This is a genomic window from Mycolicibacterium gadium, from assembly GCF_010728925.1.
In the GTDB taxonomy this organism is placed as follows: Bacteria; Actinomycetota; Actinomycetes; order Mycobacteriales; family Mycobacteriaceae; genus Mycobacterium; species Mycobacterium gadium.
In genome coordinates this window covers 5,770,162-5,782,834 of the sequence record NZ_AP022608.1, presented here as the reverse complement: position 1 = coordinate 5,782,834, position 12,673 = coordinate 5,770,162, and the positions used below count along the sequence as shown (strand labels likewise).

12 protein-coding genes are annotated in these 12,673 nt (G+C 64.0%); 4 read left to right on the top strand and 8 right to left on the bottom strand.

The window, feature by feature from the left end; genetic code table 11:
• Positions 1-11 precede the first annotated feature (11 nt).
• Entirely contained in the window at positions 12-1,157 is a 1,146-nt protein-coding gene (locus G6N36_RS28545; protein WP_163690145.1) for a thiolase family protein, read from the top strand.
• Between the two features lie 54 nt (positions 1,158-1,211).
• Positions 1,212-1,655, top strand: coding sequence for an Rv2576c family protein (locus G6N36_RS28540; RefSeq protein ID WP_163690144.1), 444 nt, complete (start codon positions 1,212-1,214; stop codon positions 1,653-1,655).
• 8 nt (positions 1,656-1,663) lie between these two features.
• On the opposite strand, the gene G6N36_RS28535 is transcribed toward G6N36_RS28540, so the two are convergent.
• The gene (locus G6N36_RS28535) at positions 1,664-2,275 is read right to left on the bottom strand and encodes a TetR/AcrR family transcriptional regulator (protein WP_163690143.1); all 612 of its coding nucleotides are present in this window, start codon (positions 2,273-2,275) and stop codon (positions 1,664-1,666) included.
• Between the two features lie 197 nt (positions 2,276-2,472).
• Here G6N36_RS28535 and G6N36_RS28530 point away from each other — a divergent pair, with 197 nt between their 5' ends.
• Positions 2,473-3,753 (top strand): cytochrome P450, encoded by a 1,281-nt coding sequence (locus G6N36_RS28530; RefSeq protein ID WP_163690142.1) that lies wholly within the window; start codon positions 2,473-2,475, stop codon positions 3,751-3,753.
• Here G6N36_RS28530 and G6N36_RS28525 read toward each other — a convergent pair.
• A complete protein-coding gene (locus G6N36_RS28525) occupies positions 3,750-4,157 on the bottom strand; it encodes a hypothetical protein (RefSeq protein ID WP_163690141.1) in 408 nt (135 codons plus the stop codon). The genes G6N36_RS28530 and G6N36_RS28525 overlap by 4 nt on opposite strands.
• 79 nt (positions 4,158-4,236) lie before the next feature.
• Here G6N36_RS28525 and G6N36_RS28520 point away from each other — a divergent pair, with 79 nt between their 5' ends.
• Positions 4,237-4,761, top strand: coding sequence for an Rv2253/PknI dimerization domain-containing protein (locus G6N36_RS28520; RefSeq protein WP_163690140.1), 525 nt, complete (start codon positions 4,237-4,239; stop codon positions 4,759-4,761).
• A gap of 14 nt (positions 4,762-4,775) precedes the next feature.
• Here G6N36_RS28520 and G6N36_RS28515 read toward each other — a convergent pair whose 3' ends face one another.
• Genes G6N36_RS28515 through G6N36_RS28490 form a run of 6 tightly spaced genes read right to left on the bottom strand, consistent with a single transcriptional unit; the run spans position 4,776 to position 12,671 of the window.
• Entirely contained in the window at positions 4,776-6,485 is a 1,710-nt protein-coding gene (locus tag G6N36_RS28515) for an MCE family protein (protein WP_163690139.1), read from the bottom strand.
• Entirely contained in the window at positions 6,485-7,873 is a 1,389-nt protein-coding gene (locus G6N36_RS28510; protein ID WP_163690138.1) for an MCE family protein, read from the bottom strand. The genes G6N36_RS28515 and G6N36_RS28510 overlap by 1 nt, the downstream gene beginning before the upstream one ends.
• On the bottom strand, positions 7,870-9,366 hold the full coding sequence (locus G6N36_RS28505) for an MCE family protein (protein WP_163690137.1): 1,497 nt from the start codon (positions 9,364-9,366) through the stop codon (positions 7,870-7,872). The genes G6N36_RS28510 and G6N36_RS28505 overlap by 4 nt, the downstream gene beginning before the upstream one ends.
• Positions 9,350-10,453: an MCE family protein gene (locus G6N36_RS28500; RefSeq protein ID WP_163690136.1), complete on the bottom strand. Its 1,104-nt coding sequence runs from the start codon at positions 10,451-10,453 to the stop codon at positions 9,350-9,352. Before G6N36_RS28500 ends, G6N36_RS28505 begins: the two co-directional genes overlap by 17 nt.
• Positions 10,450-11,475, bottom strand: coding sequence for an MCE family protein (locus G6N36_RS28495; RefSeq protein WP_163690135.1), 1,026 nt, complete (start codon positions 11,473-11,475; stop codon positions 10,450-10,452). Before G6N36_RS28495 ends, G6N36_RS28500 begins: the two co-directional genes overlap by 4 nt.
• Positions 11,472-12,671 (bottom strand): MCE family protein, encoded by a 1,200-nt coding sequence (locus G6N36_RS28490; RefSeq protein WP_163690134.1) that lies wholly within the window; start codon positions 12,669-12,671, stop codon positions 11,472-11,474. The genes G6N36_RS28495 and G6N36_RS28490 overlap by 4 nt, the downstream gene beginning before the upstream one ends.
• Positions 12,672-12,673: the final 2 nt, after the last annotated feature.

Sequence of the window (12,673 nt, the reverse complement as noted above, 5' to 3'; positions counted from 1 at the left end):
AAGCCAACGTTATGACGAATGACGTCGCCATCATCGGGGTGGGCCTCCACCCGTTCGGCCGGTTCGACAAGACGGCCATGGAGATGGGCGCCGAAGCGATCCAGCTCGCCCTCACCGACGCGGGTGTCGACTGGAAGGACATCCAGTTCGGCTTCGGCGGCAGCTACGAGGTGTCCAATCCCGACGCTGTCACCCGCCTGGTGGGGCTGACCGGCATCACGTTCACCAACGTGTTCAACGCCTGCGCCACCGCGGCGTCGGCCATTCAGCAGACGGCGGACACCATTCGCCTCGGCAAATACGACATCGGGATCGCCATCGGGTTGGACAAGCATCCCCGCGGCGCTTTCACCGACGACCCCGCCAAGCTGGCCCTACCCCAGTGGTATGCCGAGAACGGCCAGTTCGTCACCACCAAATTCTTCGGCATCAAGGCCAACCACTACATCCACAAGCACGGCATCTCACAGGAGACCCTGGCCCGGGTGGCCAACAAGAACTTCCGCAATGGCGCGCTGAACCCGAACGCGTTCCGCCGCAAGGAGATCTCGGTCGACGAGATCCTCAACTCCGCGGTGCTGAACTACCCGCTCACCCAGTACATGTTCTGCGCCCCGGACGAGGGGGCGGCCGCGGTGATCATGTGCCGCGGGGACATCGCACATAAGTTCACCGACAAGCCGGTGTTCGTGCGCGCCAGCGAGATCCGGACGCGCACCTTTGGTGCCTACGAGGTACACGCCACCTGTGCGCCTCTTGACGAGGACCCTTCGCCGACGGTGTACGCCGCCAAAGCCGCCTACGAGGCGGCCGGCATCGGTCCCGACGACGTCGACATCGCACAGTTACAGGACACCGACGCGGGCGCCGAGGTGATCCACATGGCCGAGACCGGACTCTGCGCGGACGGCGAACAGGAGAAGCTGCTGGCCGACGGCGCCACCGAGATCCACGGCACCATTCCGATCAACACCGACGGCGGTCTGATCGCCAACGGCGAACCCATCGGCGCCTCTGGTCTGCGGCAGGTCCACGAGTTGGTGCGCCAGCTTCGCGGCGAGGCGGGCGACCGGCAGGTTCCCGGGGAGCCGAAGGTTGGTTTGGCGCAGGTCTACGGCGCGCCGGGTACCGCCTCGGCGACGATTCTTTCGGTCTGAGCCAGATCGAGCATTCGGCCCACCGTGCGAAAACATGATTCTAAAATTCGGGGAATGAAGTTTCCGGCGACACCCCGCGTTTGCACGCCGACAGCGTTGCTCAGGCTCGCTGCGGCTACCGTACTGGCGGCTTCGGGCGTCGTAGCGGCGAGCGTGCCGGCGACGGCTCAGGCTCCGTTACACAACGTGAAATACACGGTGTTCGCCGAGGGGCCTGCGTACGTGAAGATCTACTACCGCGACGTCGACCCACCGAACTGGGCCGATTACAGCCACAACCCCTACGCCTACACCCCGAAGGTCGAGGCCGACGTAGGACCCAATCAGCAATGGAATCTCGATGTGCAGCTGGCAAATCCGGACGAATGGGCGATGGTCGTTGCGCAAGGCGAACCCGGCCTGACCCCCAATGTCCATTGCATCCTCGCGGTGGACGGCGTCGTCGTCGCGACGGATCAACGGCCCAAGGGCGCGCTCTGCTCAATCCGCAACTGGTGAATACTGATTCACTCGTCCGTCGGAAGCGGCTCGCCCTCCAGGCGGCGGATCCATTGCTCGCAGTACGCGAACGTCTCGGCGTGGCCGGTGGTCATGCCGAGCGCGCGTTCCATCACCAGCCCCTGGGACACGCTCGTCGCGAACACCGTCCACACCACTGGCGGAACGTCGTCGGATGCGACGCCGTACCGGTCCAGCGCTGCCGCGATCGCCGCATCCTGTTCAGCCCGGAATCGTTCGGCGTGGTAGACGATCTCGGCACGCAGCGCCTTGCGGTGATTCGCCAGGCCCATGAATTCCATCGTGAGCCTCGTCGCCTCGGGCTGCGTACTGAACCTCCACAGCGCCCACAACGGCTGCGGCGACTTCAGCGCCGTCTGCAGCACACTGAGGCCGGTTTCGGCCATCCGACGGAACACCGCGAGGAAGAGATCCTCCATGGTGCGGAAGTAGTAGTGGACGAGCTGGGGTTTGAGCCCCGCCTTCTCGGCGACCCGGCGCGACGTTACCGCGGCGTAGCCCTCGTCGAGAAGCAGCTGCTCGGCGGCATCGAGGAGCACACCGCGGTTCTTCGCCTCCGGCGCCCCGATCCTTCGCGTCCCCCCACGACCCTCGGCCATGGCATCAGTCCTCTTTCCCGACGTCGCGTGTTGCAACACGCCGATCGTAATGGCGACCAGCCGCGCGTCCTTGACCCCGACCTTAACGCCATGCTAAGCAGGTGCTCAGCATATTCGGTTAGCCGGCTCGCCCACCGGGCCGTTCCGGTCATAGCCACGACTCAGGTAAGCGCCGGGCATGGAGGGCTCACAAGACGATGACCACAGATTTCGACTCGGTCGACTACTTCACCGATCCGTCGTTGGTGCCCGACCCACATCCGTACTACGACCATGTACGCAGCAAGGATCCGGTGTGCTGTCCGATCAACAACGGCGTGCTCGCGGTGACCGGCTGGGAAGCGGCGAACTCCGTCTATAAGGACACCGAGAACTACTCGTCCTGCGTCGCGGTCATGGGGCCCTTCACGCCGATGCCGTTCACGCCGGAGGGCGACGACATCTGCGCGCAGCTCGAGGAGCACCGCACCGAGATCATCATGCACGAGCACATGGTCACGATGGATCCGCCACATCACACCGACGCGCGGTCGGTTCTGTCGCGCCTACTGACGCCGAAGCGCCTCAAGGAGAACGAGGACTTCATGTGGCGACTCGCCGACCGCCACATCGACGAATTCATCGCCGCGGGCCACTGCGAGTTCCTCAATGCCTACGCCAAGCCGTTCTCGCTTCTGGTGGTCGCCGACCTGCTCGGCGTGCCCGAAGAGGACCACGAGGACTTTCGTCAGGCGTTCGGCGCCCAAGGCGAGGGAACCAACATCGGCAGCCTCGACCACGAAGTGATCGCCGTGAACCCGCTCGCATGGGCCGACGAGAAGTTCTCGCATTACATCGAGGAACGCCGAGAGAACCCGCGCGACGACGTGCTCACCTCGATTGCGACCGCGAAGTATCCCGACGGTTCGACCCCCGAGGTGGTCGATGTGGTGCGGACCGCGACGTTCCTGTTCGCAGCCGGCCAGGAGACGACCGCCAAGCTGCTCGGCGCGGCGATGCGGGTGCTCAGCGACCGGCCCGACATTCAGCAGCAGCTGCGTGACGACCGCACGCTCATCCCGGTGTTCGTCGAGGAGTGCCTGCGGATGGACAGCCCGGTGAAGAGCGTGTTCCGGATGGCCCGCAAGACAACGACACTCGGCGACACCCCGGTGCCCGCGGGAACCACGGTGATGGTGAGTCCCGGTGCCGCCAACCGCGACCCTGCCCGCTTCGAGAATCCGCACGAGTTCTCCCTCGACCGCAAGAACGTTCGCGAGCACATCGCGTTCAGCCGCGGCATCCACTCCTGCCCGGGCGCGCCCCTGGCGCGTGTGGAGGGCCGGGTATCGATCGAGCGCATCTTGGACCGGATGGCCGACATCACCGTCAGCGAGGAGAAGCACGGACCGATCGACGCGCGCCGTTACGAGTACGAGCCGACGTTCATCCTGCGCGGACTGACCGAGATCAACATCGAGTTCACGCCCGTCGGCTAGGAACCGGCCGGAGCGGGACGCAACTGTTCGCCGCTTTCCCATCTGGGGAAGCCGTCCTCGCGCGTGACGCAACTGAGGAACATGCCGTCGGGCGCCTGGGCGACCTCGCCGTCGTAGCCGGCGCAGTCACTCATGTAGTCCTTGATTCCGCGCATTTCGGGTGACCGGAACCAGCGCGGTTCGTAGCGCCTCGGCGTCCCGCAGAACACCAGTCGTCCCCACGACGTCACACCGAACGAGTAGTACTTGGTTTGATTGCAGTACGAGCCCAGCACCACGCCCGGCTGGATACCCGGAACGCAGCTGGGCTCGTCGCATTGGGTCGGTCCTGCGGACGCCACGGGCGGCGCGATGATTGAACCGGCGGTCAGGGCTGCAGCAAGCACTGCGATGGTGGATCGCACCCGATCATTCTCACATGTGCGGGAATCAAATTCTCGCTTTCGAAGAGGATCGCTACCGGCCAAGATAGGCTCTAGAGTCATGCGTGGACACAAAATCGCCGCTGGCGCACTAGCAGCACTGACCGTCGCCGCGACCCTCAGCGGCACTCCAACGGCCCGCGCATCGGACTTCGGCGTCGAACTGAACGGCACCTACCATTACCACGCGAACGGCGACATCGCGCTGGTCAACGATGTCAAAAAGCAGATGCCGACCATCGACGAGACGTGGACGCTGTCTTCCAGTTGTGTCAGCCCCGTCGAATGTGAAGGTACGGCAACGAGTTCGGCGGGTTGGACCGCCCGGTTGTGGTACGGCTATCCGAACACCTACTGGGTGGTCGACCGCATCATTCCCGAGTGGCAATTCTGCCCCGGCGGCGGCGTCGCTCCCGGTGAGCAGAGGTTTCAGTTCTCCGGCGTCGACGTGGTGGCCGAGGAAGCCAACAAGAGGATCACGAATTTCCTGGTGGGCCGCCAGCGCACGATCAGCCCCAGCGGCTCGTGCGGCACCAACAAGCCCCTCGTCATCGAGACACCGATGAAGCTGGAGCAGATTGCCTAGGGGCTAGCGCCTAATCAGATCGGCAGCAGGTCTTTCCACGTCTTGGGCGCGTGCCCGGTGGCAACATTCGTCAGCGTCTGCACCTGTCCGTCGGGTGTCACGAACTGACCGGTGTCCGGGTCGTAGGGCACCGCGGCGACGGATGGTCCGCCGGATTCATTGCCGCGGAACGCACTCGGTGTAACCGGCGCTCCACCGCCGTGTGGCACCTCCGTTGACGGCGCGGGTGCGACAGCGCCGGCCGGGGCGGCCGGGATCGGGACACCGTTCACCGAATTGCCCGCCGGCGGTGGCGGCAGGGGTGCAGGTGACGGCGGCGGTGGCGGCATCGGCGGCGCCGCCGGGGGCGGTGCGATCGGCGTGTACAGCGGATTTGGGACACCGGGAGGCGTCCCCGACGGCACGGCGCCCGGAGGCAGGGGTGTCCCCTCGAGCGGTGCGTAGATCCGTTCTTGGAAGTCGACTCGGTCGTCGAGCGGGAAGCCTTGCGCAATGATGTTGGGGTCGATCGGATATGGCCCTGTCGAATGAGGACGGAGGGCAATGGGCTTGTAACCCTCGGGGTCGTTGCAGAGTTCAACGGTTGGAGCACGCTTACCCGGGTGCGCCATGCACGGATAGTTTCGGGCACCGCGCACGCCGATCGGCGAGTCTTGGGGCAATTTGCAGTACAGATCATCCGGCGTGTCGATGGTCGTGGTGTCCGCGGGTGAACGCCACTGGGATGGCGGCAGGAAGCCGACCGTGCACGGCACCGGATCGGAGACGGTGAGCGAGAAGTCGCTCAGCGCATACCCGGTGGGGTTGTTCTTGCCCAGACCAAAGCCCTGCTGGGCGGCCAGCGCATTGGGGAAAACCACCAGCAGCTGCTCGATCGAGGGGTTATACGTGACGAGGATCTGCCCTAGCGTGGTCAGGTTCGCCAGCAGGATGGGCAGCGTCGGCTTGATCTGGTTGAGCAGCGCCGAGACCTCTTGTGCGAAGCCAGGTCCCTGCTGCAAGAGCGCCCGTATCTGAGGATCGTTTTGCGCGAGCTGGGCGGTGACCCCTTCCAGGCTGCGCGCCCACGTCCGGATGGAGTCGGCTGTCTCGGCCTGCGATTCCAGCAGCGGACCACTGTCGTCAATCAAACCGCGCGACTCGTCGGACACGCTGTTGAGTTGCTCGGACAGCGTCGCGCCGGAGTCGATCAGCGAGCCGAAATCGGGCCCCGCGCCGTTGAACGCCTTGAACGTCTCATCGAGCAGATCGGAGATCCTGTCGCCGGGGATGCTGTCAACCAGCTCGCTGACCTGATCCAGCATCGGGCCGACCTGCTGCGGGATCGTGCTGTCGGACACCGGGATTCGTGAGCCGTCCTGGAGGTATGGACCGGAATCGATGCGTGGCCGCAGGTCCACGTACTGCTCGCCGACTGCCGACACGCTGAGTACGTATGCCTCGAGATCCGCGGGGACCTTCGGCGACGTATTGAGCGACAGCACCGCTTCCGCACCGTTCTCGGTGAGCTCTACCGATTTCACCTTGCCGATCTGCACACCGCGGTACGTCACGTTGGCGAAGCGGTAGAGACCGCCTGCGGCAGGGAGTTCCAGCGTGACGGTCAGCCGGCCCACGTTGAGCAGTGTCGGCAACTGCATATAGGCAAACAGCATCACCGTCACACCGACGATCGACGCGATCGTGAAGATGATCAGCTGGTTGCGGACGAAGCGGGTCAGCATCAGCCACCTCCACCCGTCGGCGGCGCCGGCAATTCAGCTCCCACCGGCGGCCCTGGCAATTCAGCTCCCGCCGGCGGTGCCGGCAATTCAGCAGGAGCCGATCCGGAAGGCGCTTCCGCGCCGAAGGGACCGGCGAAGATCTGCGAGCCGTCGAGCTTTGGGGCAGGTCCGAATTGCGGCCTGGCCGCAGGCGGCGGAACCATCGGTAGCACCGGCCCGAACATGTTGTTGATCTGCGCTCCCGAAGCCGCATCGGGCGCGGGCGGCAGGTCGCTTGGCGGCGGCGCGACGCCCACCATGATCGGGTCGTAGGCGTAGTTCAGGAAATACGGATCGCCCGGCGCGGGAATGAGCTTGGCGTTCTGATCGCCCCATCGGGTGCCGAGCAGGATTCCGCGCTTGAAACGCGGGTAAGTCAGGTCGAACGTGGCCATGAGATTGATGTAGTCACCCTTGGCGATCTTGTCGGCGAATGCCGGGCCGTACGGAAACGCCGTCGCGAAGATCAACGCCTGACTGAGATCGGGGCCGATGTCGGCGAGCGATTTGAGTGCCGGTTCGAGGCCTTGCAAATTTTTCACCAGATCGTCGCCGGCATCGTTGACCAACTGGGTGGCAGTGTCGCTGAAGGTCCCCAGTTTTTGCAGCGCCGTGGTGAGGTTCGGTCGCTCCTTCACCAGCACGTCTATCGCGGGCGGAATCTCTCTGAGTGCCCGATCGATCACGTCGCGTTGACTCGCGAATTTGCCGGCCACGCGGTTGAGTTGCTTGACGGACTCGATGATGTTGTCGCGCTGGGCATCCAGCGTTCCCACGAAATCGTTGAGCTGGGTGAGCAGTTCACGGATCTGTGGCTCCCGCCCCGATAGCGCAGCGCTGAAGTTGTGGATGACATCGCCGATCTGCCCAAGCCCGCCCGCGTTGACGATGGTCGACAGAGACGACAGTGTCTGCTCGGTGGTCGGATAGGTCGATGACTGGTTCAGCGGAAGGGTGGAACCGGGTTGCAGGCGACCGCTCGGCGGTTCGCCCAGCGGTGGATTCAGTGCGAGATGCATTGAACCCAGGAGGCTCGTCTGCCCGACGGAGGCGACCGCGTTCTCCGCTATGACAACGTCGGGCTTGACCGACACCTCGACGTTCGCGTGCCATGCGTCGACGGTCATCTTCCCTACGCTGCCGACGATGACGTCGTTGACCATCACCGGCGAATTCGACTCGAGCGTGGCCACATTCGGGACCTGCACCGTGTACTGCACCGAGTCAGGACCACGGCCGACTGCACCGGGCAGCGGCAGCGAGTTGATCCCCTGGTAGGCACAGCCTGTCATCGCTGCGGCCAGGCAGCACCCCGAGGCAAGCATTGCCTTCACACGGCGACGGATCATGATGGCGGCGTCCCTTCCGCAGGCAGCAACGGACCCGGTGGCGGCGGGACAGCCGCGCTTGGTGGGAGCAGCATGTTCTGAACCGACGGCGTCCCCGGGCCGGTCTGGATGTTGGGCGGCCCTGGAATCGGCGCGCCTGGATACAGCGCGGGCGACGGTATCGCGGGCACTTCGTCGTGCCCGTATAGGCCCGGCGGCATGGCGGGTAGTCCGACTCCTCCGTATCCGGGCGGCGGTGCCACATCTCCGGCACCCGTGTATGCCGAGACCGCTGGTCGAGGCTCGGGTGGATCACCCGGCCCGGTACCGCCCGGCGCAAGCTTGGGGTCTGTGTAAATGAGGTTTTCCGGTTTGGCGCTCGGTCGCAGGTACGGATTGATCGGCAGTGGCAGGTTGTTGAAGTTCAGCAGTCTCAGCGCCGGACCGAGGTACTGCTCGCAGAGTTTCGCCGTCTCGGGTGCCGTGGTGTTGGCGACGCCGCCAATCATGCCGCAGATGAAGTACACCGGGTTCGAAAAGTTGACGAAAGAGAAGGCCCCACTCACGCCGCCGGTCGGCGGGTAGTAGATGTTCAGATAGTTTGCGATGGCATTGGGCGCCACATGCAGGACATTCTCCAAGGGCAGCCGACTGTCGACCAGGTTTTGTGTGACAGCCGCCAGGCTTCTGATCTGCTCAGCGGTCTGTTCGCGACTGCCCGCGACGAACCGCTGCACCTCCCCGATCGCGACAGACAGATCCGACAGCGCAGCGTCCAGATCCGACCTGCTGTTGTCCACCACGCTGGTCAGGCTGGCCAGGCGGTTCTGGAACAGGACGATCTGCCGCTTGCTGTCGCGCAACGCGCTGACGAAGACCTGCAGGTTCTTGATGATGTCTACGATGTTGCCGCTGCCTTCGGCGAAGATCCTTGCGACACCTGATAATTCGGCAAGCGTCGATCTAAGCTTCTCGCCGTTGCCGTCCATCGCATTGGCGGCGCTGTCGATGAACCTGCCGATGGAAGTGTCGGTTACCGCGCCCTGCGAGCCGGGCTTGGGACCCAGTTCGGTTGCCAGCCGCATCAATTGGGTTTTGACCTCATCCCACTCGACTGGGACCGCGGTCCGGTCACTGGGAATCACCGCACCGTCGGCCATCGTGGGCCCGTCACCCTCGCGATATGCCGGCGTGAGCTGCACATACCGTGCGGCGATCAGATTCTGCGCGACGATCACCGCTTTGGCGCCCGCAGGCACCGGCACGTCGCGGTCGACCTCCAGGATCAGCTTGGTCTGCGTGCCCTCGGGTTGGATGCTCTCGATTCTGCCGACCTCGACACCGGATACCCGCACCTCGTCACCCGGATAAATGGCGGTCGCCGTGGGGAAATACGCGGTGATGGTCTTGGGTCCAAAGAAGACCTGGCGCACCAGGAACGCGGCTCCGGCCACCAGCACCACGGCGAGCAGCGCGGCGACCCATGTCGCGAGGCGCTTACGGGTTGCCATCATCGGGGAGATCTCCTGGTTGTGGAAGCCCGTTGACGGGGAACGGAAGTTGCGCGCGCGGACCGGCGGTGTCCGGCGGTTGCCCGATGTTTTCGCCGTTCCTGAAGCCGAACGCGTAGTCCAGGAACGGCTGCAGCAGCTGCGCCGGTTGGATGTTGGGTACAAGCGCGTTGTAGTAGGCGCCGTTGGCGACGATCTCGCCCTGGGTCACCTCGTACTTGCGCAACCCCGCGAGGGCCTTGGTGATGTTGTCGCGGTTCTTCTCCAGCATCTGGTTGACCGCGTTCATCTTCTCCAGCGCCGGCGCGAGTTCCTGTTCGTTCTCGGCGACGAGACCGGTGAGATTGCGCGACAGGGCCGACGTGTTAGCCAGTAGGTCGACGATCGCCTGACGCCGATCGTTGAGCACACCGAGCAGGTCGTTGGCGTTGAGGATCAACGCGTTGACCTGCTGACTGCGCTCCGACAGGATTCCCGTGACATCGCCTGCGGTTTTCAGCAGCTCGGCCAGGCTGTCATTGCGGCCGTTGAGCGATTTCGACACCCGCGACAGGCCGTCGAATGTCGGCCCCAATTCCGGAGCCACCTGGTCGAGCGTCTGGGCCAACGTGTCCAATGACTGGTTCAGAGAGTCGGTTTCAGTTCCCGCAGTGTTGGAAGTCAGCTCGCTGACCGCGTCGGTCAACGAATACGGCGACGACGTCCTGGTGACCGGGATGGTCTGGTTCGGTGACAATGTGCCGCTGCCGTCGGACTCCAACGCAAGCACGCGCTCGCCGAGCAGCGTGCCGGTGCGGATGTGCGCGGTGGTGTCCGAGCCGAGCGCATACTTGCCGTCGATCGTGAAACCAACCAGTGCCTCGCCATTCTCGAGTTCGATCGACGACACCGAGCCGACCTTGATTCCTGAGACCGTCACGTCGTTACCTGCGGCCAGACCGCCGGCCTCGGTGAATACCGCTTGATAACGGAGGGCGGTGGCCCACGAGTACAGGCGTTCGGGCTGCAGCCCGATGACGATCACCAGGATGATCAGCACCACGCCGATGAAGCCGGCCCTGATGAGAGCGGATCCGCGGTACTTGTTCATTCGTCCCGACACCTCCCCGTTTCTTGCCTGATCCAGGGGAACTGCACAGTACGGCCCTCAAGATCGCTTGCCCGGAAAGTGATTCCGCAGATGTAGTAGGGGAAGAACGCGCCGTAGGAGCCGACTCGGGCCAGCTTGCGATAGATGTCAGGCAGCCGCTGCAGCGTCGCGTCGAAGGTGGCTTTGTCGGCGTCCAGATATTCGGCGAGCCGCTTCACTTGGTCGACGGTGCCGTCCAGTGGGGGTCGCGCTCGACCTAGGAGGTCGGACAGTGACGCGGTGCCGTTGTCGAGTGCCGTGATGGCGTCACCAATCGGGTCACGATCCTCGGAGAGGCCGCGCACGAGCTGTTCGAGCTTGTCGATGGCCTCGGTGAATTGGTCCCCGTCGTCGGACAGCGTTTTCAGCGTCGTCCTTAGTTCGTCGATGAGTTGCTCGATCACAGCGTTGTTGTCTGCCAGCGCATTCGAGAACGACGACGCCCTGGAGAACAGCGATTCGATGGTGCCGCCCTGGCCCTGCAGTATCTGCAGTAGTGACGCCGAGAGCGCATTGACGTCCTGCGGGTTGAGGCCTTGGATGACCGGCTTCAGACCACCGAGTAGCAGGTCGAGGTCCAGCGCGGGCGCCGTGCGGTCGATGGGAATCGTTGCGCCCGCGGGCATGATCCTTGTCGATCCGGGTGCGTCGACGAGTTCGAGGTAGCGGTCACCCACCAAATTCAGATACTTGATCTGCGCCTTGGTGCCGTCTGTCAGCTTGATGTCGCGACCGGCGTCGAATTTCACCCGCACATTGCGATCGGCATCCAAGGACACCTCCTGCACCGTGCCCACCCGGATGCCCGCTACCCGGACGGTGTCCCCGGTTTCCAGTCGGGACGCGTCATCGAATACTGCGGAGTAGTCGTTGGTCGAACCGGTCCGCACTTCGGCGAAGGTGGCAAACAGGAACGCGGTCAGCAGCACCATGACGATCGCGAAGATCCCGAACTTGATGAATGTGCCCCGCATGCGCGTCACCCCGGCATTCCGATCATCGCACTGTTGCGGGGCGGTCCCGGGATGGGACCGAACAGCCACTGCTTGAGTCCATCGGAGTTGAGCAAGATCCCCTGGTTCCCATACTTGAACGGATTCGAGCCGGAATCTGAGACGAGGAACGGCACCCGGAACTCAGGCGGGACGTCGGGAAGACCCAACTCCTTGCAGAAGGACCGGCCTCCAGTGGAAGCCGCGACCTTGGGTAGGTCCTCGGGCCAGCGATAGCGCTCGGTCCCCAGCGTGAGACCGGCATTGAACAGGATGTGCGAATACTGAAAGTTCCCGGCATTCACGAAGGGGACGAGGGCGCCGATTCCGCAGGCCAGCATCTCGTGGTACTCGCCGAGCAGTGATGTGGTCGGCACGAGAACGTGCAGAAGGTCCGTCAGGGCCTGTCGGTTGCCGCCGATCACATCGTTGCCGATATCGGCCAAACCGATTGAGCTGATGAGAAATTCGTCGAGAGCCTGCTGTTCCTCGACGATGGAATTGCTGAGCTTGATCGAATTGTCGAAGGTTCCGATCAGGTCGGGCGCGGCGTCGCCGTAGGCGGTGAACGCCGGGACCGACGCTTCGATGTCGCGCGATAGATTCGGCAGGCTCTGATTGATCTTGGCCAGGAATGCGTTGAAGTCTTCAAGACTGCGGCCGATCTTCTCGCCGCGGCCGTCGAACGCCGTCGCGACCGCGCCGAGGGTCTCGTTGAGTTTCGCGGGGTCGATCTTGTCCAGGACGGTGACGAGGCGCTGAAAGACAGTATTGATCTCAGTGGTGACGTGCCGACCCTCGATCACCTGTCCCCCGTGCAGTCTCTGCGTTTCAGGGTTCGATGGAGGGAGGAGATCGACGAACTTGGCGCCGAACACCGTCGTCGACGTGATGTCCACACCGACGTTCGAGGGAATCAGATGCAGCTGAGACGGATTCATGTCCAGCTTCAGGACGGCCTGCCCGTCTGGCCTCGTCGCGATAGAGGCGACCCTGCCAACCTCCACGCCGCGCATCTTCACCTTCGCGTCGGGGTTCATGACGAGACCCGCACGATCCGAGATCACCGTTACCGGAACGGTCTCAGTGAACGAGCCTCGGAAGAGCCCGATCGCCAAGGCGAATACGACGACGATCGCGACGAGTCCGGCCAGGCCGGCCAATGCGCGCGCGGTGATCGAATTCATGG

Excerpts from the sequence above, each read along its gene's own strand:
- G6N36_RS28490 (WP_163690134.1), bottom strand. The coding sequence starts at position 12,671 with ATGAATTCGATCACCGCGCGCGCATTGGCCGGCCTGGCCGGACTCGTC.
- G6N36_RS28500 (WP_163690136.1), bottom strand. The coding sequence starts at position 10,453 with ATGAACAAGTACCGCGGATCCGCTCTCATCAGGGCCGGCTTCATCGGC.
- G6N36_RS28535 (WP_163690143.1), bottom strand. The coding sequence starts at position 2,275 with ATGGCCGAGGGTCGTGGGGGGACGCGAAGGATCGGGGCGCCGGAGGCG.
- G6N36_RS28540 (WP_163690144.1), top strand. The coding sequence starts at position 1,212 with ATGAAGTTTCCGGCGACACCCCGCGTTTGCACGCCGACAGCGTTGCTC.
- G6N36_RS28510 (WP_163690138.1), bottom strand. The coding sequence starts at position 7,873 with ATGATCCGTCGCCGTGTGAAGGCAATGCTTGCCTCGGGGTGCTGCCTG.
- G6N36_RS28545 (WP_163690145.1), top strand. The coding sequence starts at position 12 with ATGACGAATGACGTCGCCATCATCGGGGTGGGCCTCCACCCGTTCGGC.
- G6N36_RS28505 (WP_163690137.1), bottom strand. The coding sequence starts at position 9,366 with ATGATGGCAACCCGTAAGCGCCTCGCGACATGGGTCGCCGCGCTGCTC.
- G6N36_RS28530 (WP_163690142.1), top strand. The coding sequence starts at position 2,473 with ATGACCACAGATTTCGACTCGGTCGACTACTTCACCGATCCGTCGTTG.
- G6N36_RS28515 (WP_163690139.1), bottom strand. The coding sequence starts at position 6,485 with ATGCTGACCCGCTTCGTCCGCAACCAGCTGATCATCTTCACGATCGCG.
- G6N36_RS28520 (WP_163690140.1), top strand. The coding sequence starts at position 4,237 with ATGCGTGGACACAAAATCGCCGCTGGCGCACTAGCAGCACTGACCGTC.